The 20,355-nt window shown below is 64.5% G+C and carries 14 protein-coding genes; 1 reads left to right on the top strand and 13 read right to left on the bottom strand.

Annotated elements, in window-relative coordinates; genetic code table 11:
- Nucleotides 1-7 precede the first annotated feature (7 nt).
- Nucleotides 8-787, bottom strand: a complete 780-nt coding sequence (locus tag GOACH_RS02150) for an ABC transporter permease (protein WP_005169786.1) — start codon at nt 785-787, stop codon at nt 8-10.
- Between the two features lie 275 nt (nt 788-1,062).
- Between GOACH_RS02150 and GOACH_RS02145 the strand changes: the two genes are divergently transcribed.
- Nucleotides 1,063-1,671 (top strand): TetR/AcrR family transcriptional regulator, encoded by a 609-nt coding sequence (locus GOACH_RS02145; RefSeq protein ID WP_005169784.1) that lies wholly within the window; start codon nt 1,063-1,065, stop codon nt 1,669-1,671.
- 76 nt (nt 1,672-1,747) lie between these two features.
- Here the strand turns inward: GOACH_RS02145 and GOACH_RS02140 are convergent, their stop codons facing one another.
- The 12 genes from GOACH_RS02140 to GOACH_RS02085 all read right to left on the bottom strand — a co-directional run bounded on the left by GOACH_RS02140 (nt 1,748) and on the right by GOACH_RS02085 (nt 20,354).
- Complete coding sequence (locus tag GOACH_RS02140; protein ID WP_005169780.1) at nt 1,748-5,704, bottom strand: DNA-directed RNA polymerase subunit beta'; 3,957 nt, start codon at nt 5,702-5,704, stop codon at nt 1,748-1,750.
- Nucleotides 5,705-5,783: 79 nt separating this feature from the next.
- Nucleotides 5,784-9,281, bottom strand: a complete 3,498-nt coding sequence (rpoB, locus tag GOACH_RS02135) for a DNA-directed RNA polymerase subunit beta (protein WP_005169779.1) — start codon at nt 9,279-9,281, stop codon at nt 5,784-5,786.
- Between the two features lie 384 nt (nt 9,282-9,665).
- Nucleotides 9,666-10,199: a GNAT family N-acetyltransferase gene (locus GOACH_RS02130; RefSeq protein WP_005169776.1), complete on the bottom strand. Its 534-nt coding sequence runs from the start codon at nt 10,197-10,199 to the stop codon at nt 9,666-9,668.
- A gap of 5 nt (nt 10,200-10,204) precedes the next feature.
- Nucleotides 10,205-11,332 carry a hypothetical protein gene (locus GOACH_RS02125; protein WP_005169774.1) on the bottom strand — a complete coding sequence of 376 codons (1,128 nt, stop codon included), beginning with the start codon at nt 11,330-11,332 and terminating at the stop codon, nt 10,205-10,207.
- Nucleotides 11,332-12,000 (bottom strand): hypothetical protein, encoded by a 669-nt coding sequence (locus GOACH_RS02120; protein WP_005169771.1) that lies wholly within the window; start codon nt 11,998-12,000, stop codon nt 11,332-11,334. Before GOACH_RS02120 ends, GOACH_RS02125 begins: the two co-directional genes overlap by 1 nt.
- 81 nt (nt 12,001-12,081) lie before the next feature.
- Nucleotides 12,082-13,359, bottom strand: coding sequence for an MCE family protein (locus GOACH_RS02115; protein WP_005169768.1), 1,278 nt, complete (start codon nt 13,357-13,359; stop codon nt 12,082-12,084).
- A complete protein-coding gene (locus GOACH_RS02110; RefSeq protein WP_005169765.1) occupies nt 13,360-14,694 on the bottom strand; it encodes an MCE family protein in 1,335 nt (444 codons plus the stop codon).
- A complete protein-coding gene (locus GOACH_RS02105) occupies nt 14,694-16,010 on the bottom strand; it encodes an MCE family protein (RefSeq protein ID WP_005169763.1) in 1,317 nt (438 codons plus the stop codon). The genes GOACH_RS02110 and GOACH_RS02105 overlap by 1 nt, the downstream gene beginning before the upstream one ends.
- A complete protein-coding gene (locus GOACH_RS02100) occupies nt 16,007-17,062 on the bottom strand; it encodes an MlaD family protein (RefSeq protein WP_005169760.1) in 1,056 nt (351 codons plus the stop codon). The genes GOACH_RS02105 and GOACH_RS02100 overlap by 4 nt, the downstream gene beginning before the upstream one ends.
- Nucleotides 17,063-17,064: 2 nt before the next feature.
- Entirely contained in the window at nt 17,065-18,144 is a 1,080-nt protein-coding gene (locus tag GOACH_RS02095) for an MCE family protein (RefSeq protein WP_005169759.1), read from the bottom strand.
- Nucleotides 18,141-19,478, bottom strand: a complete 1,338-nt coding sequence (locus GOACH_RS02090) for an MCE family protein (protein WP_005169757.1) — start codon at nt 19,476-19,478, stop codon at nt 18,141-18,143. Before GOACH_RS02090 ends, GOACH_RS02095 begins: the two co-directional genes overlap by 4 nt.
- A gap of 3 nt (nt 19,479-19,481) precedes the next feature.
- Nucleotides 19,482-20,354 (bottom strand): MlaE family ABC transporter permease, encoded by an 873-nt coding sequence (locus tag GOACH_RS02085; protein WP_005169754.1) that lies wholly within the window; start codon nt 20,352-20,354, stop codon nt 19,482-19,484.
- Between the last annotated feature and the right edge of the window lies 1 nt (nt 20,355).

Below are 20,355 nucleotides of genomic sequence, written 5' to 3'. Positions count from 1 at the left end.
ACCACTGTCAGATCACCTGCGGCGGAATGAAGAGGGTCGTGATCTGGGTGATGATCACGTTGATGACCATCGAAGCGACGATGCCGAGCACGACCGCGGCGTTGACCGCGTCGGCAACTCCGCGCGCCCCGCCTGCCGCTTCGAGTCCGCGACGGCTGGCGATCACAACGACCACGAAGCCGAAGACGACCGCTTTACCCAGGCAGATCCACAGATCGGTGGTCGATGCGTAGCTGCCGAACGACTGCCAGTACGAACCGGCGATCACACCCTGGCCGACGATCGCCACGATGAAGCTGGCAGCCACAGCGATCACGATGATGAGCACCGACAGCACCGGAGCGACCAGGACCATCGCCACCATTCGCGGCGCAACGAGGCGTCGGGTCGGATCGATGCCGAGCACCCGCATCGCGTCGATCTCCTCGCGCACAGTCCGTGCCCCGAGGTCTGCCGTGATCGCCGACGCGCCCGCTCCCCCGAGGAGCAGCGCGGCTGCCATGGGGGCGCCCTGCTGGATCACGCCCATGCCGCCGACTGCACCTGCCATCGACGTCGCGCCGAGGTTGCTTGTGAGGCCACCGATCTGTACGGCGATGATGACTCCGAACGGAACAGCCATGAGCAGCGCGGGCAGCACCGTGATGCTGAGCAGGAACCACGCCTGCACCGTCGCCTCCCGGATCGGAAACCTGCCGCCCACGATGTCGGTCGCCGCGATGACAGAGGTGCGTACGCCGAGCCTCACCGTGCGGCCGAAGCCCTGCACACTCTGCGCCACCGGCACGCGCAACCCCCAGCATCCAATCAAGCATTTGTTTGGTTTTGAGACATATGAAGTGCCCCGGTTCCATTTTCGATCAGTGGTGAGTATCACACATGAGCATGCCCGGTGTCACACCTCTGTGAAAGAACTCAGGATCACGTGCACAAACACGGCTGGATTCGACTCACCCGGCTCCATACCGACGGTGTCGAGTATTCGCCTCAGTGAAACAGTGCTGTGGGATATGGTTCACCCATGTCCGAACCAGTCGCAGGCGGCCGAGCGGTGCACATCCGATGACCACGCTCAGTTCCACACACCGACGGCGCACTGCGGATCAGCAGCGGCAGGAACGTCGCATCGTAGAGGCGGCGTCGGCAGAGTTCGTGCGTACGGGTGTGCGTCGCGCCAGTATCGATCGGATCGCCCGCGACGCAGGCGTCAGCCGCAGCACACTGTACCGACGCTTCCCCAGCAAGGAAGCGCTGCTCACCGAGGTCGTCCTACAGTTCCAGCGGGACTTCTTCGTCGCGATGGAGGACGCCGTCGGCCATCTCGACCCGCGGCAGTCGGTGATCGAGGGCTTCCAGGTCGCCATCGCACGTGCTCGCAGCAGCGACCTGGTCAAGCGGATCATCGCCGACGAGCCGGGCATCGTCGACCTGATCATCGGACTCGACGAGCCGAGTGTGGTCACGTTGGTCGATCAGTTCAGCGCCAGCATCGTCGACTCCCTGCGCGCCGCCGGCGCCAACATGCCGGACGCCGATCTGAAACTCGCAGGCGAGACGATGTTCCGGCTGATCATGTCGTTCGCGCTCACGAGTTCGCATGCCATCGACATCGACGACCCCGGCGCGCTACGTGCCTACGCGGCGAAGTTCCTCGCGCCGATGATCTGGTGACAGAGGCCCTGAACAGCACTCGGCCCCCGCACTCATGAGAAGTGCGGGGGCCGAGTCGGTGTCGATCAGCAGGTGATCAGCGGTAGTCGCTGCCGAACCCGTAGTCGTCGAGCGGAACCGCAGCGCCGGCGGGAGCACCGAAGGTGCCGTCCGGGCTGTAGTAGGTGTCGTCGTAGGACGGCACCGCGTAGGCGGCCGCGCGGGCCTCCTCGGTCGGCTGGACCTCGATGTTGCGGTACCGGTTGATACCCGTACCGGCCGGGATCAACTTACCGATGATCACGTTCTCCTTCAGACCGATCAGCTTGTCGCTGCGGCTGTTGATGGCCGCATCGGTCAGGACACGCGTGGTCTCCTGGAACGACGCCGCCGACAGCCAGGACTCGGTCGCCAGCGAGGCCTTGGTGATACCCATCAGCACCGGACGTCCGGCAGCGGGCTCGCCGCCCTCGGACACGACCTGACGGTTCGCGGCCTCGAACTCGGCGCGCTCGGTGAGCGAGCCGGGCAGGAACTCCGTCGAACCCGAGTCGATGATCGTCACGCGACGCAGCATCTGACGCACGATGGTCTCGATGTGCTTGTCGTGGATCGACACACCCTGGCTGCGGTAGACCTCCTGGACCTCGTTGACCAGGTGCACCTGCACCTGACGCGGACCCATCACACGCAGCACCTCGTGCGGGTTCGCCGAACCCTCCATGAGCTGCTGGCCCACCTCGACGTGGTCGCCGTCGGCGAGAAGACGCTCGGAGCCGTCGTCGTGCTTGAAGACACGCAGACGCTGACGCTTCGAGATCTTGTCGTAGACAACCTCTTCCGATCCGTCATCGGGGATGATCGTGATCTTGTAGAAGCGGTCGTCGTCCTCGAGACGAATCCGTCCGGAGACCTCGGCGATCGGCGCGACACCCTTGGGTACGCGCGCCTCGAAGAGCTCCTGGACACGCGGCAGACCACCGGTGATGTCGTCACCGACACCACCCTGGTGGAACGTACGCATCGTCAGCTGGGTACCGGGCTCGCCGATCGACTGCGCCGCGATGATACCGACGGCCTCGCCGATGTCGACGAGCTTGCCGGTGGCCATCGAACGGCCGTAGCACATCGCGCACACACCGGTTCCGGTCGCGCAGGTCAGCACCGAACACACCTTCACCTTGTCGATGCCCGCGTTGAGCAGGGCCTCGATGGCCGGATCGCCGAGGTCGTGACCGCGCTCGACGATGACGTTGCCGTTCTCGTCGACCGCGTCCGATGCCAGGGTGCGGGCGTACGCCGATGTCTCGACGTGCGCGTCGCGGATGATCGTGCCGTCAGGCTGCTTCTCACCCAGCGGCACGGTGATGCCGCGCTCGGTGCCGCAGTCGGTCTCGCGGACGATGACGTCCTGGCTGACGTCGACCAGACGACGGGTCAGGTAACCCGAGTCGGCAGTACGAAGTGCCGTGTCCGCCAGACCCTTACGAGCGCCGTGCGTGTTGATGAAGTACTCGGCGACGGTCAGACCCTCACGGAACGAGGACTTGATCGGACGCGGGATGAACTCACCCTTCGGGTTCGTCACCAGCCCCTTCATGCCCGACAGGTTGCGCACCTGCGTCATGTTTCCGGTCGCGCCGGACTTCGGGATCATGGTGATCGGGTTGTCGTCCGGGTAGTAGTCCTCCATGGCCTTACCGACTTCCTCGGTGGCCTGCTTCCAGATCTCGACAAGGGCGTCGCGACGCTCGTCCGGGGTGAGGGCACCACGCTGGAACTTGCGCTCCAGGCCGTCGGCCCGCTCCTCGTAACGCTCGAGGATCTCCGCCTTCGCCGGCGGCACCAGCACGTCGGCCATCGACACGGTCACACCCGAACGCGTGGCCCAGTAGAAGCCGACGTCCTTGAGCTTGTCGACGGTCTGCGCGACGACGATCATCGGGTAGCGCTCGGCGAGATCGTTGATGATCGCCGCCTGACGCTTCTTCGGCATCTGCTCGTCGACGAACGGGTACTCGACGGGGAGCAGTTCGTTGAAGAGCACCCGACCCAGTGTCGTCACGACATCCCACGGCTGACCGAACTTCCACCCATCCGGGAACTGCTCGGCCTCGACGTCGGCGGGCGGACGCTGATCGGTCAGACGCACCTTGATGCGCGACTGCACGGTGAGCGCACCGCGGTCGACGGCCATGATGGCCTCGGCCGGGCTCGAGTAGACACCGCGCTCGATGTCGTCGTCGGTCGCCGGGGTGTACTCGCCTGCCGCGCCCTCCTTGAGGGTGGTCAGGTAGTACAGACCGGTCACCATGTCCAGACGCGGCATGGCCAGCGGACGACCCGACGCGGGCGACAGGATGTTGTTGCTCGACAGCATCAGGATGCGTGCCTCCGCCTGCGCCTCGGCGCTCAGCGGGAGGTGCACGGCCATCTGGTCACCGTCGAAGTCGGCGTTGAACGCCTCACACACGAGCGGGTGCAACTGGATGGCCTTGCCCTCGACGAGCTGCGGCTCGAACGCCTGGATGCCCAGACGGTGCAGGGTGGGCGCACGGTTGAGCAGCACCGGGTGCTCGGCGATGACCTCTTCGAGCACGTCCCACACGGCCGGGCGCTGCCGCTCGACCATGCGCTTGGCGCTCTTGATGTTCTGTGCCTGGTTCAGGTCGACGAGACGCTTCATCACGAACGGCTTGAACAGCTCGAGTGCCATCAGCTTCGGCAGACCGCACTGATGCAGCTTGAGCTGCGGACCGACGACGATGACCGAACGGCCCGAGTAGTCGACGCGCTTGCCGAGCAGGTTCTGACGGAAACGACCCTGCTTGCCCTTGAGCAGATCCGACAGCGACTTGAGCGGGCGGTTGCCCGGTCCCGTGACCGGACGGCCGCGGCGGCCATTGTCGAACAGAGCGTCGACCGACTCCTGCAGCATCCGCTTCTCGTTGTTGACGATGATCTCGGGTGCACCGAGGTCGATCAGTCGCTTGAGGCGGTTGTTGCGGTTGATGACGCGGCGGTACAGGTCGTTGAGGTCGGAGGTCGCGAAGCGGCCACCGTCGAGCTGCACCATCGGACGGAGCTCCGGCGGGATCACCGGCACGGCGTCGAGCACCATGCCCAGCGGCGAGTTGCCGGACTGCTGGAACGCCGCGACGACCTTCAGTCGCTTGAGCGCACGCAGCTTCTTCTGTCCCTTGCCGCTGCGGATGGTCTCGCGCAGGGACTCGGCCTCGGCGTCGATGTCGAAGTTCTCGAGGAGCTTCTTGATCGCCTCGGCGCCCATCGCACCGGTGAAGTACTCCCCGTAGCGGTCCTGCAGCTGGTGGTAGAGCTTCTCGTCGATGATCAGATCGCCTGGGGAGAGCTTCACGAACTTGTCCCACAGCTCCTCGAGAGCATCGAGCTCACGCTGTGCTGCGTCGCGCATCCGCTTCATCTCGCGGTCGCCGCCGTCGCGCACCTTGCGACGCACGTCGGCCTTGGCACCCTCGGCCTCGAGCTCGGCGAGATCGGCCTCGAGCTTCTGCTGACGCTCGTTGAGGTCGGCGTCGCGCTGATCGGCGACAGCCTTCTTCTCGACCTCCATCTCGGCCTCGAGGGTCGAGAGCTCGTTGTGGCGCAACTCGTCGTCGACCGAGGTGATGACATATGCGGCGAAGTAGATGATCTTCTCGAGATCCTTCGGCGCGAGATCGAGCAGGTAGCCCAGGCGGCTCGGCACACCCTTGAAGTACCAGATGTGCGTGACCGGCGCGGCCAGCTCGATGTGGCCCATCCGCTCACGACGCACCTTGGCCTTGGTGACCTCGACGCCGCAGCGCTCGCAGATGATGCCCTTGAAGCGCACTCGCTTGTACTTGCCGCAGTAGCACTCCCAGTCGCGAGTCGGTCCGAAGATCTTCTCGCAGAACAGGCCGTCCTTCTCGGGCTTGAGCGTGCGGTAGTTGATGGTCTCCGGCTTCTTGACCTCGCCGTACGACCAGTTGTGGATGTCGTCGGCCGTTGCAAGGCCGATCTTCAGTTCGTCGAAAAAGTTGACGTCGAGCACTTGTTACCTTTCCAGAGCTCTGTCAATAAAGGGCCGTAGGCCGCCGGTCACGAATACCCGTGACCGGCGGCAGCGAGTGTCAGTTCGCGAGGTCGTCGACAGTGGCCGACTCGTTGCGCGACAGGTTGATGCCGAGGTTGGCGGCAGCGCGCTCGAGATCCTCGTCATCGGTGTCGTGCATCTGAATCGCCGCACCGTCGGAACTCAGCACCTCGACGTTCAAGCAGAGGGACTGCAGCTCCTTGAGAAGCACCTTGAACGACTCGGGGATGCCCGGCTCGGGGATGTTCTCGCCCTTGACGATGGCCTCGTAGACCTTGACGCGGCCGACCACGTCGTCGGACTTGATCGTCAGCAGCTCCTGCAGGGTGTAGGCAGCGCCGTACGCCTGCATCGCCCAGCACTCCATCTCACCGAAGCGCTGGCCACCGAACTGGGCCTTACCGCCGAGCGGCTGCTGGGTGATCATCGAGTACGGACCGGTGGAGCGAGCGTGGATCTTGTCGTCGACCAGGTGGTGCAGCTTGATGATGTACATGTAGCCGACAGACACCGGGTACGGGAACGGCTCGCCGGAACGACCGTCGAACAGCGTCGCCTTGCCGTCGCCGTTAACCATGACCTCACCGTCGCGGTTCGGCAGCGTCGAGGACAGCAGTCCGGTCAGCTCCTCCTCGCGGGCTCCGTCGAACACCGGGGTCGCGGTGTTGGTGTCGGGCTCGGCCGAGTACATGTCCTCGGGCAGCTTCGACGCCCAGTCGGGCACACCACTGGCGACGTTGATGTTCCAGCCGGTCTTGGCGATCCACCCGAGGTGGGTCTCCAGGATCTGACCGATGTTCATACGACGCGGAACACCGTGGGTGTTCAGGATGATGTCGACCGGGGTGCCGTCGGGCAGGAACGGCATGTCCTCCTGCGGGAGGATCTTGCCGATGACGCCCTTGTTGCCGTGGCGGCCCGCGAGCTTGTCGCCGTCCTGGATCTTGCGCTTCTGTGCCACGTAGACACGGACCAGTTCGTTGACACCGGGAGCGAGATCGTCGTCGTCGTCGCGGCTGAAGACGCGGACGCCGATGACCTTGCCGGTCTCGCCGTGGGGAACCTTGAGCGACGTGTCGCGAACCTCGCGGGCCTTCTCGCCGAAGATGGCACGCAGCAGACGCTCTTCCGGGGTCAGCTCGGTCTCGCCCTTCGGGGTGACCTTGCCGACCAGGATGTCGCCATCGCGGACCTCGGCACCGATACGCACGATGCCGCGCTCGTCGAGATCGGCGAGGACCTCGTCGGAGACGTTCGGGATGTCGCGCGTGATCTCCTCGGCACCCAGCTTGGTGTCGCGGGCATCGATCTCGTGCTCCTCGATGTGGATCGACGTGAGAACGTCCTCCTCCACGAGCCGCTGGCTCAGGATGATGGCGTCCTCGTAGTTGTGACCCTCCCACGGCATGATCGCCACGAGCAGGTTCTTGCCCAGGGCCATCTCACCGTTCTCGGTGCATGGGCCGTCGGCGAGGACCTGGCCCGCCTCGACACGCTGCCCCTCGTCGACGATCGGGCGCTGGTTGGCGCATGTGCCGTGGTTGGAGCGGGCGAACTTGCGCATGCGGTAGGTGTCGCGGGTGCCGTCGTCTGCCATCACGGTGATGTAGTCGGCGGAGACCTCTTCGATGACACCGGTCTTGGACGAGACGATGACGTCGCCCGCGTCGACCGCTGCACGCAACTCCATACCGGTGCCGACCAGCGGCGACTCGTTACGGACCAGCGGCACGGCCTGACGCTGCATGTTGGCACCCATCAGGGCACGGTTGGCGTCGTCGTGCTCGAGGAACGGGATCATCGCGGTCGCGACCGAGACCATCTGCCGCGGCGACACGTCGAGATACTGGACCTCGCCCGCGCCGACGAACTCGACCTCCGAACCCTTCTTACGGACCAGCACGCGATCGTCGGTGATGGTGCCGTTGAGGTCGAAGTTGGTGTTCGCCTGACCGATGAGGTAGCGGTCTTCCTCGTCGGCGGTCAGGTACTCGATGTCGTCGGTGACGACGCCGTCGATGACCTTGCGGTACGGCGTCTCGATGAAGCCGAACGGGTTGACCCGCGCGTACACCGAGAGCGAACCGATCAGACCGATGTTCGGACCCTCAGGGGTCTCGATCGGGCACATGCGGCCGTAGTGCGACGGGTGGACGTCACGAACCTCGAGGCCTGCGCGCTCGCGGCTCAGACCACCGGGACCCAGCGCCGACAGACGACGCTTGTGCGTGAGGCCCGACAGCGGGTTGTTCTGGTCCATGAACTGCGAGAGCTGCGACGTTCCGAAGAACTCCTTGATCGCCGCCACGACGGGACGGATGTTGATCAGGGTCTGCGGGGTGATCGCCTCGACGTCCTGGGTGGTCATGCGCTCACGCACGACGCGCTCCATACGCGAGAGACCGACGCGGATCTGGTTCTGGATCAGCTCGCCGACGGTGCGCAGGCGACGGTTGCCGAAGTGGTCGATGTCGTCGACCTCGATCGGAACCTCGAGGCTGTCCGGTCCGGCGACCTGCGCGAAGGACACCGTGTGCGGGTCGGCCTCGTGCAGACGCACGAGGTACTCGACGGTCGCCGCAATGTCTTCGCGGGTCAGGACCGACTCACCGGTCATCGGGTTGTCGGTGAGACCGAGCTTCTTGTTGATCTTGTAGCGACCCACGCGGGCGAGGTCGTACCGCTTCTCCTTGAAGAACAGGTTCTCGAGGAGGTTCTCCGCCGACTCGCGCGTCGGGGGCTCGCCCGGACGCAGCTTGCGGTAGACCTCGAGCAGGGCCTCGTCCTGGTTGGCCGTGTTGTCCTTCTCGAGGGTGGACATCATGATCTCGGAGAACCCGAAGCGCTCGGTGATCTCCTCGTTGGTCCACCCGAGAGCCTTCAGCAGCACGGTGACCGGCTGACGACGCTTGCGGTCGATGCGCACACCGACGGTGTCGCGCTTGTCGACGTCGAACTCCAGCCACGCGCCACGGCCCGGGATGACCTTCACGGTGTGGAGGGTCTTCTCGGTGGCCTTGTCGATGGCCGCGTCGAAGTAGACGCCGGGGCTGCGGACGAGCTGCGACACGACGACACGCTCGGTGCCGTTGATGATGAAGCTGCCCTTGTCGGTCATGATCGGGAAGTCGCCCATGAAGACGGTCTGCGACTTGATCTCACCGGTGTTGTTGTTGATGAACTCCGCGGTGACGAAGAGTGGCGCCGCGTAGGTCATGTCCTTGTCCTTGCACTCCTCGACGGAGGCCTTGACCTCGTCGAAGTGAGGGTCGGAGAAGGAGAGCGACATCGACCCCGAGAAGTCCTCGATCGGGGAGAGCTCGTGGAGGATGTCCTCCAGGCCGCCGACGGGATTCTCCTCGCCTCGGCTGATGGCCTTGGCGCGCCACTCGGGCGAGCCGACGAGCCACTCGAAGGAATCGAGCTGGAGATCAAGGAGGCCCGGTACCTCCAAAGGCTCGCTGATCTTTGCGAACGATGCGCGATGCGGCGCATTCGGGATGGTGGTTGAGGTGGACTGGCGATCGACTGCCAAGGTGCGTCCTTCCAACACGAGGTTTCTGCCTAGCGGTGTGTTCAACAAGCACTAATCGGCTTGATGGGCCGTTCGCTGGTGACAACCTTCGATCGGCGATCACCATGCACACACCAGGCGAGAATGTGGCCAGAAGGAGGATCGACAGACGGACAGGAGGCAGCCAGCGCAACGTCCAACTGTAGCAGAAAATAGACGCACTTTGTCAAGTAGCGTCTGGAAACGATCTCGCACTGGTGGCTGCCCGCGCTGCAATCGCTGGACACAGATTGGCCCGACAACGGCGCCACGTCAAGCGGTACGCGCCAATTTGTGTCAGAAAATTGGCGCCTCACCAGCGTGAGCGCATGCCTTCGGGTGCCGCACGGACCCGTACGCAGCGTGTTACCGCCACAACCGCGGGTCGTCGAGCATTCGTCGGAAACACACTTCGGAGACCGCGGCGTCACCGATCTCAACGGTCCTACGTCGCCCGTCCGCGCGCCAACCGTCGGCTTCGTAGAACGACGACGCCTTGGTGTTGCCCTCCAACACCCAGAGCACCGCAGCGTCGAATCCGGCTGCGGCAAGAGCGCTACTCCCCGCGCGTAGCAGCGCGCGCCCGGTACCGGAGCGCCAGTGGCCGGGATCAACGTATAGCGACCACACCTCCCCCAGTGACGGGTCCTCCGAGGATCGCCCGACGGTGACGTGAGCCAAGACCGTGCCTGCCGCCTCGGCGATCAGCGTGTACGGGCCATCGGGCAGCGAGCGGTCGAAGACGTAACGAGCTGCTCTCTCCTGCGGGTCGAGCGCATCGAGCACCTCCTGCGCGATCAGACCGCGATATGCAGACCGCCACGAGCGAACATGCGCGACGGCGATCGCCAGTGCATCGTCGGCGCCTGCGGCGCGGATAGTCGGCTCGCCGGGCGCCACAGACGTCAGACTTCGTCGACCTTCGCGATGAGCCAGGAGTCGCCGTGCTTTTCCATGTTCACCTGGTAACGCGGGGTGAGGCTCTGTGTGGGTACGCCGTTCTGGGTGCCGGACAAGACCATGTTGACCAGGATGACCGCTCGTGCGCCGTCGCCGCCGCCGGTGAGGTTGCGGACGCCGATCGCGTCGATCTGACAGTCAGTCGTGGCCTTGGCCTGTTCCATGACCTGCTTGAGCGGGGCGACCTGCTTGTTGAACTGTTCCAGCGCTTCACCGGTGAGCCCTGCGCGCGCCTTGTTCGACCACTCGTCGAACTTGACACCGGTGGCGGAGTTGGCGTTGCAGACCTTGGTCTGGGCCTGCGACACCAGTTCGCTGGTGGCCGCCTGGTCGACGAACGCCTTGTTGGACCCGATCGTCGCGCCTGGATGTAAACCGAGCACCACCGCGATGATCGCGAGCACGGCGGTCACCGCGCCGAGCACGATGAGCGTGGAGCGACGGAACCGTAAGAACGACGACGGCGAAGCGTGTCCCCGCGGAAGAGCGCCGTAGCCGGGCTGGCCAGGCATAACCGGACGATTCGACGGATTCGACGCCGCGCCCGCGTTGGGCTTGATCGTCGACACCCGGGCGACGGGTCGAGTTCTCGCGGCCGGACGCGGTTCCTCGCTGTCGGCGTCAGGCTTCGTGAGCGAGGCCTCGGTGCCGTCGGCAGTGTGTGCGGTCGGCTCGACCGGTTCCGCGGATTCCGCTGTGCCGTCGGCGGTGTCCGCCGTGGGCTCGGCGTCCGCGCTGCCGTCGGCGGGCTGTGATGTGCCGACGGCGGGTTCTGCCGGTTCCGCGGGTTCCATGATGTCCTCGGCGGGATCCGCGTCTGCCTTGGCATCCTCGGCCGATTCCGCGGTGACCTGACCCGCCGGTTCCGCGATGCCGTCTGCCGGTTCGATCGGGGTCTCGGTCGCCTGCGTCTCCGGGGCTTCCTGCGTCTCCGGGGCTTCCGCCGGCACCGAGGTCTCGGGTGACTGCGGTTCCGCCGACGCCGAGGAGCGTCCACGGCCCGCGACACGGGGCCGGTACGCGGAGGTCCTGCGCTGCGGGCGATAACCGGGCTTACGCGGTGGGCGTGCCATCAGTTACCCCCTCCCTGCTGCTGGCCGGACTGCTGACTGCCGGATTGCCCGTTGCCGGACTGCTGATTCGCCGACTGCCCCGGATCGTCGATGTCGATGCCGTCCAGCGGGGAGATGTTCGACGCCTTCCAGGTGCCGTCCGTCTTGGTCATGCTGACCGAGAAGCCCATCGTCTGGGTGACGCCCGCCTCGTTCTCGCGCTTGGCCGTGGCGTCGACGTAGATCAGCACCTTGGCGGTGCCTGCGTCGGCATTGACCTCGGTCGGAGCCGAGCGCTTGAGCCGCGACGTCAGAGTCGCCGCCTGCGGCCCGGCCTGCGTGATCTGCTGGTTGAGCGTCGACACGTCCTGAGCGGTGATCTGCTCCTTGGCCTTTCCGGTCAACGAACTGTCGACGCGGCGCTTCCAGTCGGCCGTGTTCTTCGGATCAACGGTCGTCACGTTGATGATCGCCTGCTCGGCGCTCGACACCGCCTCGTCGCGTGCGCTCTGTATCGGCTTGTCGACGAAGTACACCTCGTACGCGCGGTACCCGAAGTAGGCGACACATGCGGCGGCGACAACCACCGCCACCATTGCAAGAATGCTGACGAGCGGGTGACTGCGGCACGTGCCGTTGTGCGGGTCCGTCGGCTTCGACGCCGTCGTCGGGTCAGTCATGGTGGTCATCGCGCGTCACTGTATCGAGCACACCTGAGAGAGAGCCAAATCGATCGACACCCCTGGTCGACGACGCGGCACTCGCCGGGGTCACCCACCGAATCCATCGGTGCCGAACCCGCCCGGCTTCACCGGGCGCACACCCATGAGCGTCGCCAACTGTGTCGCCAACGGGGTCAGATTGAGCTTGTCCGGGTCCTTCTTGGGGGTCGAATCCCAGGGCTGAGGTGTGTTCGGGTTCGCGTACTCGACGCGTTTGGCGCTGCGCACACCGGTCGGATTGCCGAACGGAACGTCGCACGACGCCTGCGTGTTGAACGGGAACTCGTCGTAACGGATATCGAATGTCGGGTCCTTCTTCTTGATCTGGTCGATCATCGCGTCGGTCGACCCGTAACCACGCGTACACGCCGGCGGGTTGTTGGTCTCGAGCACGATGCCGAAGTGGATCTGCCCGTCGCCGGGCGCAGGCGAATGGCTTCCGGCCGACAGTGCCGACAGCATCGCGAACGTTCCGTTCGTCAGGTAGCCGGCCGGCTGGACCGTGCGGGCCACCTCGGACAGCTGACCGACGACCTTGCCGATGTCGCCACCGTTCTTCTGGATCAGATTCGAGATCTGCGTCGCCGACGTGGTTCCGGTCGTGAGCAGTCGACGCAGATCCGGATCGGAAGCCGCGAGGGTCGCGGTGACGAGGTCGAGACTGCGCGACCAGGCGAGGATCTGGTCGGACTGATCGGCCTGGGTCGCGAGCACCACGTTGGCGTTGTTGATCAACGAGATCGTCTGGTCGAGGTTGTCGACTCCGGCCCGCGACAGCTTGCCGAGTGAATCGACGAGCCGCGTCAGGTTTTCCGACTGACCGTTGAACGCCTTGCCCAGTTCGGTGATCACCGTGTGGAGATCGTCGATCGGGATCGACTGGGTGAAGTCGATCGCCGACGACACGACGTCCTCGAGCGGAGGCGGCACCGACGACCGGGTGATCGTCGAGTTGTCGGCGAGGTACGGAGACCCCGTCGACTGCGGCTGGAGGTCGACGTACTGCTCGCCGATCGCCGACCGATTCGCGATCACCGCGACGGAATCCGCCGGGATCTTCGGTGAGTTCGAGTCGATCACGAGCGCGACGTTCACGCCCTCCTTGGTCAACTCGAGCTTGCCGACGCGGCCCACCGGGATGCCCATGTAGGTCACCTCGGCGTTGGTGAAGATGCCGCCGGATTCCTTCAGCGCAGCAGTCACCGTGTAGGTGCCGATACCCACCGTCTTGTCCAGACGTGCGTACTTGGCACCGACAAACGCGATCGCGACCAGTCCGACGACCACGAACACGATGAGCTGGATCTTCGCGAGTCTGCTGATCATCTATCCGACCCCCAGGAGTTTCAGCGGACCGTCGATGAACCGTTGGTCGCTCGACGCGGGCGTCGGGAAGTCCGCGGGCTTCGCCGCCGATGCCCCGCTACCACGCGGAACCGTCGACGATGCCGGATACCTTCCACCCGACGGCGGCGTGTTCGGACCGGGAGTCGCGTTCCGCGCAGGCGGCAACAGGGTGATCGTCGGCCATCCGTAGCGCGGACCATTGCCGTTGATGTACGGGTTGCTCTGATTCACCGGGACGTCGTGTCGCTGTGGCGGCGAGTACTTCGGGGTCCCCTGCCCGACGCCCAACGCCTCGAGCTGGTTCAACAGCCTCAGGTCGAGTGTCATGAACAGGTTCGTCGAATCGCCCTGGACAGCGGGCAGCAACGAATCCGGGAACGGGTGCGTGAGCATCAACGGAGCCGCGGTGATGAGGTCGGGCGCAGCCTTGGTGAGCTCGGTGAGCACCGGACGCAGCGCCTTCAGATCGGTGATCAACGCGTCATGCGACCGACCGAGAACGTCGGTGCCGACCTGCCCGAGCTTGTCGAGCTTGGTCAGGAGGTCGACGAACTGCGGCCGCTGCTCCTCCAGTACGGCGACACCAGCGGGCAGTTCCTTCAGGATCCGGTCGATCTGCGTCGTCTGCGCCGCAGCCCTGTCCGACAGCTTGTCGAGGCCGTCGATCGCCGCGAGAATCGAGTCACGCTGACGGTTGAGGCCTGCCACGAGCGAACTGGCATTCTCGATCAGATCGTGGACCTTGTCGGCCCGGCCGTCGAGAGCTTTGTTGAGCTCTGTGACGATCGGCTCGAGCTGGTTGATCCCACCGCCGTTGAGCAGCATCGACAGCGCGCCGAGGACCTGCTCGATATCGGTCGCCGTACGCGTTCGGTCCAGCGGAATCGGCATCGACTCACTCTGACGCGGCAATGACGCACTGTTGGACGGTTCGGTCAACGCGACGAACTTCTCGCCGAGCAGTGAGGTCTGTTGGACCGCTGCGCCCGCCTGATCGGACAGGTTGATGTCGTTCTTGACCTTCACGGTCACCAGCGCGAACCATTCGTTCTTCGGAATCTCGACGCTGGTGACACGGCCGACAGGGATACCGTCGCGCTTGACCACCGACTGCGGAACCAGGTCGAGGATGTTGGAGAACTGAATCTTGTAGGTGCGCGGGTTATCTCCGACATCGGCGCCGCCGGGAAGCGGAATCGACTGCACCCCGTTCGCGCCGCACCCCGCGACCATCAGCACAGCGGTCAGGGCGACGACCCCAGCGATGACACCGCGCCACGCGCGCGGAATGAACCCACCAAGACGCAGAGCCATCAGTTACCTCCCGACCGTGGCTTGGCCGACGGCGTCGCCGATGCCGGCGTCTTGGTCGCTGGACCGGGGTTGGCCTGCGGATCCGGCGTTCCGGGAACCGTTCCCGGCACCGGATACTTCTGCAACTTGTTGTTGCTCATGATCCCGAAGGGCAACACCGGCAGGATCGGTGTCAGCACGTTGTTGGTGATCTGCTTACCGATCGCCGAGCACTGGTTGATGAACGGCTTGAGACTGTCACTGATCTGGTCGGCTGCGGGGTTACCCGGGAGCAGCGCCCCGAGATCGAACAGACGACACGTCGTCTGGGTCGGGTCCTGCAGGTCGGGAATCGTCAGGCGCATAGCGATGGTGCCCGACTCCGCGTCGTAGGCGTTGATCAGATTGTTGATCGTCAGCGGCAGCACGGTCAGCGTCTCCTTGAGGCTCTGCTGCGTGTTGACGAGTGCCTGGGTCGTCGGCTTGAGGTCGTTGACCGTCTCGCCGATCTGCTCACGGTTGTCGGCGACGAAGGTCGCGACGTCGCCGAGGGCGATCGAGAGCTTGTTCAACGCGGCCGACAGCTGCTGCCGTTCCCCTGCGAGGAACGTGTTGAACGACGCCATCTGGTTGTTGAACTGGCGCACCTGCGAATCGTTTTCCTTCAACGCTCCGACGAAGACGTCCAGATTGTTGACGGTGTCGACGATGTTGCCGCGCGAGTCCGACAGCGTCGTGGTCGCCTTCGACAGATTCTCGATCGCATCGCCGAGCTTGGCGCCGTTGCCCTCGAGGTTCTGGGCGCCGACCGCGACGAGGTCGCTGACCGCGCCGTCCTTGTTGGCCCCGTTTGGCCCCAATGCCTTCGACAGCTTTTCGACGCTCTCGTAGATCTTGTCGACCTCGACCGGGACCATCGTCTGCTTCTCGGTCAAGGTGATGTTGCGCGGTGCCTTCGGTCCGCCCGAATAGGCGGGGGTCAACTGCACGTAGCGGTCGGCAACCACCGAAGGAATCACCTGAACGGCACGCACATCGGCAGGGAGGTCGGTGCCGCGATCGACGGTCATGGTCACCTTGACGGTCTGGCCGTCGGGCGTCACCGAGTCGACCTTGCCGACGGGTACGCCGAGGATGCGGACGTCGGAACCCTTGTAGATGCCGACCGTCCGCGCGAATGTCGCGGTGATCTTCGTGCTCCCCATCGAGCTGAACACCCACCACAGGGCGCCTGCGACGATCAGCGCGAGAATCAGGCCGAGCACGATGATCACGATGTGTCGGGGCGTGAACCAACGTCCTGGTCCGGAGGTCGTGGACAGATCCGGGGCGGTCATCCGGTTGCCTCCGTTCCACCGTTGTTCTGGTTCGCCTGCTTGTTGGGCAGGCGCGTCGTGTTCTGTTGCGGTAGCGCCGGCGGCAGGAGGTTGGTCACCACCGACTCGAACCACCGCCCGTTGCCGAGCACGTTCGCGTAGAGCCGATAGAAGGGCGCCATGTAGGTGATCGTGTCCTGCAGGTTCTTGTTCTGCTCCTTGAGCAGGTCGTTGACACCCTTCAGCGAGTCGAGCGCCGGGCCGATCTGGGCCTGGTTGTCCTTGACGATCCCGCTCAGCGAATCGCTCAGTGCGGTCGTGGTCTTCAGCAACGCCGAGATGTTCTTCTGGCGGTTGTTGAGCTCGTCGAGCAACTGACCTGCGCCCGCGATGAGCTTGACGAACTCCTGGTTGCGGTCGGCGAGGATCTTCGACGTGCTCTTGGTGGCCGCCAGCAGTTTCTGCACCTCCTGGTCGCGGCTGGCAATCGTCTGTGACAGACGTGTGATGCCGTCGAGCGCCGGTCCCACATCTCCCGACGTTCCGGAGAACGTGTCGGAGATCGCCTTCATCGACGTCGCGAGCTGATCGGTATCGAGGGTCTCGACCGAATCGGCCGCGTCGGAGAACGCCTCGATCACGTCGTACGGCGACACCGTGTCGGTGAGCGCGACACTCGGATCGGCGATCTTGCTGCCGCGCGGATTGAGCTCTAGGTACTTCTGTCCGAGGACTGTCTTGATCTGAATCGACGCCTGGGTCTGGTCACCGATCCACGTGTTGTTCACCCGGAACTTCACGTTGACGCGATTGCCGTCGAGCGAGACGTCGTTGACCTCGCCGACCTTCACGCCCGCGACACGCACTTCCGAACCGGCACGCAGGCCGGCTGCTTCGGTGAACTTCGCCGTGTACTGAGCTCCCGCGCCGACGAGCGGCAGCGAGTTCAGGTAGAACGCCGACACTGCCATCATGAGCAGGATCAGGATGCCGATCGCACCGATACTGACGGGGCTGCGATGTCCACCGAATCGCTTGTGCCCCGGCTTCTTCTGGGCTGTTCCGTCTGCCATGCTCACCCCCCTGGCTTGTTGTCTTTCCAGCAACGGCTCGCCGCGCTGGTGTAAAGGACGTGGTTGATGTCGGGAAGCGGGACGACCGGCTTCGTCAGAAGCGTGGACTTGCCGTTACCCGCGACGACGTCGATGCCGCATAGATAGAACTGGAACCAGGAGCCGAATGTCGCCGCACGACCGATCTTCTGCAGCTTGATCGGCAGGTTGGTCAGCACCTGCGCCACGTCGTCGCGACGCTTGTTGACCTGGTCGGCCAGGCTCTTGAGACCCGCGATGTCGCCCTGGATCGCCGGCCGCGTCGACGTCAGGATCGACGCCGTGACCGCCGTGAGGTTCGACACCGACGTGATCGCCGAGCCCACCGAACCACGTTGCGCCGCAAGGCCTGTCACCAGCTGCTCGGTGTTGTCGAGCAGCGAGGTGAACTGTTCGTCGTTGCGGTTGACCGTGTCGAGCACCTTGGTCAGGTTGGTGATCAGATCGCCGATCACGGCGTCCTTGTCGGCGATCGAGTTGGTCAGGTCTGCCGTATCGCTGATCAGACTCGACACGTTGCTCGACTCACCCTGGAAGACCTTGATGATCTCGTCGGCGAGCTTGTTCACATCCTCGGGCTGCAACTGCCGGAACAGTGGCTTGAACCCGTTGAACAACTGCGTCAGGTTGACCGCGGGATGCGTGTTGTTCTCGTCGGGATTCGCGCCGAAGGTGTGACCGGGGTTCACCGTCTGCGACGCTTCGCCCGCGCCCTTCTCGACCGACAGGTAGCGCAGTCCGGTCAGGTTGCGGTACTTGATGTAGATCTGCGCGCCCTCGGGCAACTGACGGTCGACGTTGAACGAGACCTCGGCCCGGTTCTTGTCGTATACCGACACATTGCTGACCTGGCCCACACGCACACCCGCGATCCGCACGTCGTCGCCCTTGTTGAGCATCGACGCATCGGAGAACACGGCCTTGTAGTCGTTGTCGGCTCCGCCACCGATGTTGGCGATGGTCAGCGCGAGCAACGCCGTCGCGACCACGGTGATCACCGCGAAGACGATCAACTTGGTCAACGGCCCCACGATGGACTTCATTTGATGTGCACCTGCGCTCCCTGCAGCGGCGCAGCACCGATCATGGTGGTCCACGTGGGCACGTCGTCCGGCTCGGTTCCGCTGGCCGCGCCGTAGATCACCTTCAGCTGCGCCCGGTAGGTCGGGTCGTCGAACGAGTTCTCCCGGATGGTGCCGACCGGTGTCTTGGTGAACTGCGGCTGTGGCAGCTTCTTCACCGTCGTCGGTCCGGGGTTACGCGAAGGAGGCTGGTACGAGCCGTCGGCCAGGCCGCCTCCCGGGTACTGAGGGAAGGGTCGGCCGTTGGTCGGTGGGTCATAGCAGACCGCGGGCGCGTCCTTGTCGAAGAAGCGCGGCTCGTCCTGATTGGGGAGATACCTACCGCGCGGGTTGACGAACTGGAGATTCACTCGCACACCGGGATTCTTCGTGCCCTTTCCGACGATCTTCTCCGATTCGGGGATCAGCGTCGCGAAGTTGTGGAACGCGCACACGAACGTCGGCGACTGCTTCGCGAGTCCGGTCAGGAAGGGCTCGGAGTCGGTGACCAGGTCGACGAGGTTGTTGCCATTGCGCTGCAACCAGTTGGTGGTATCTGTCGACGCCGTTCCGAGGGTCGCGATCAGGGTGCGCAGGTCGCCCTGACGATCGACGATCGTCTTGTTGGTCGTACGGAAGTTGTCGAGTGCGTCGATGACGTCGGGCAACGCCGTCGAGTAGGTCTTCGAGAACGATGCGAGGCCACGCAGGGTGCCCTCGAGCGAGTTCAGGTTCTTCGGCGTCGACAGCCGGCCGAAGATCGTGTTGAGCTCTTCGAACGTCGTGCCGATCTGCTCACCGCGCCCCGAGAGCGCCTGCGACAACGCGGTCAGGGTGACGTTGAGGTCCTGCGGCGGGATCGCGTCGAGCACCGGGAGCAGACGGTCGAGAAGGTCTTGGACCTCCTTGGCGTTGCCGCTGGTGTCGGTCTGGATCGTCATCCCGTTGGCCAGCGTGGGACCCGACGTCTGCTCGGGAACCTGTAGCGCGACGTAGCGCTCCCCGAACAGCGTCTTGGGAAGGATGCGGGCCGTGGTGTCGGCCGGCAGCTGTGCGGCCATCTCGGGTTTGAGGCCGAGGGTCACGTTGACCGTGCCGTTGCCCGAGGGTTCGACGTCGCGCACCTCGCCGACGATGACGCCACGTGCCTTCACGTCGGCGTTCGTGGGCAGTGCGTTGCCCACCGAGTCGGTCTTGAGCGTCACGTCGGTGAATGTCGTGAAGTCCTTGTTGAACTTCATGATCGTGACCGCGAAGAACAACGCGACAACCACGAAGAACACCAGTCCGAGTAACCGGCGACGAATCACTGTCATCGCCTAGCCCCCCACTCTCACAGTCGTCGTCGTACCCCAGATGGCAAGGCCGAGAAAGAAGTCGAGGACGGCGATGAGCACCAACGCCGCTCGCACCGCATGCCCCACGGCCACACCCACACCCGCGGGACCGCCGCTGGCGTAGTAACCGTAGTAGCAGTGGACAAGGATGATCACGAACGCGAAGACCAGCACCTTACCGAACGACCACAGCACGTCTTCCGGAGGTAGGAACAGGTTGAAGTAGTGATCGTATGAGCCTCCCGACTGCCCGTTGAAGACAGTCGTCACCACTCTGGAGGCGAAGTACGCAGACAACAGGCCGAGCACGTACAGCGGGATGACCGCGATGAAGCCTGCGATGACTCGTGTCGACACCAGGAACGGGATGGAGGGAACCGCCATCGACTCGAGTGCGTCGATCTCCTCGGATATCCGCATCGCGCCGAGCTGAGCGGTGAAGCCGCAGCCAACCGTGGCCGAGAGCGCGAGGCCCGCGACCAGGGGTGCGACCTCACGGGTGTTGACATAGGCGGACAAGAAGCCGGTGAGGACCTGTGAGCCGATCTGGTCGAGCGCTGCATAGCCCTGCAGGCCAACGACGACGCCGGTGAACCCCGACATCAACACCATGACTCCGACGGTGCCGCCGATGACGGCGAGTCCACCGGAACCGAAGGCGACCTCCGCGAGGATCCGCAGAACCTCGCGTGTGTAGTGAATGAGCGTGCGCGGAATCCACGCGAGGGTGCGTCCGTAGAAGGACATCTGCTCGCCGGCACCGTCGAGCAGCTTGAGTGGTTTACCGAGCTGTTTGCGCGCCTCGTACAGGTAGTACTCGGGGCGGCTCTTGGCGATAGTCACTCCACCGGCCATG

The organism is Gordonia aichiensis NBRC 108223 (genome assembly GCF_000332975.1).
GTDB classification, from domain to species: Bacteria; Actinomycetota; Actinomycetes; order Mycobacteriales; family Mycobacteriaceae; genus Gordonia; species Gordonia aichiensis.
The sequence above is the reverse complement of the archived record's forward strand: the minus strand, read 5'-3'. Positions and strand labels throughout refer to the sequence as shown.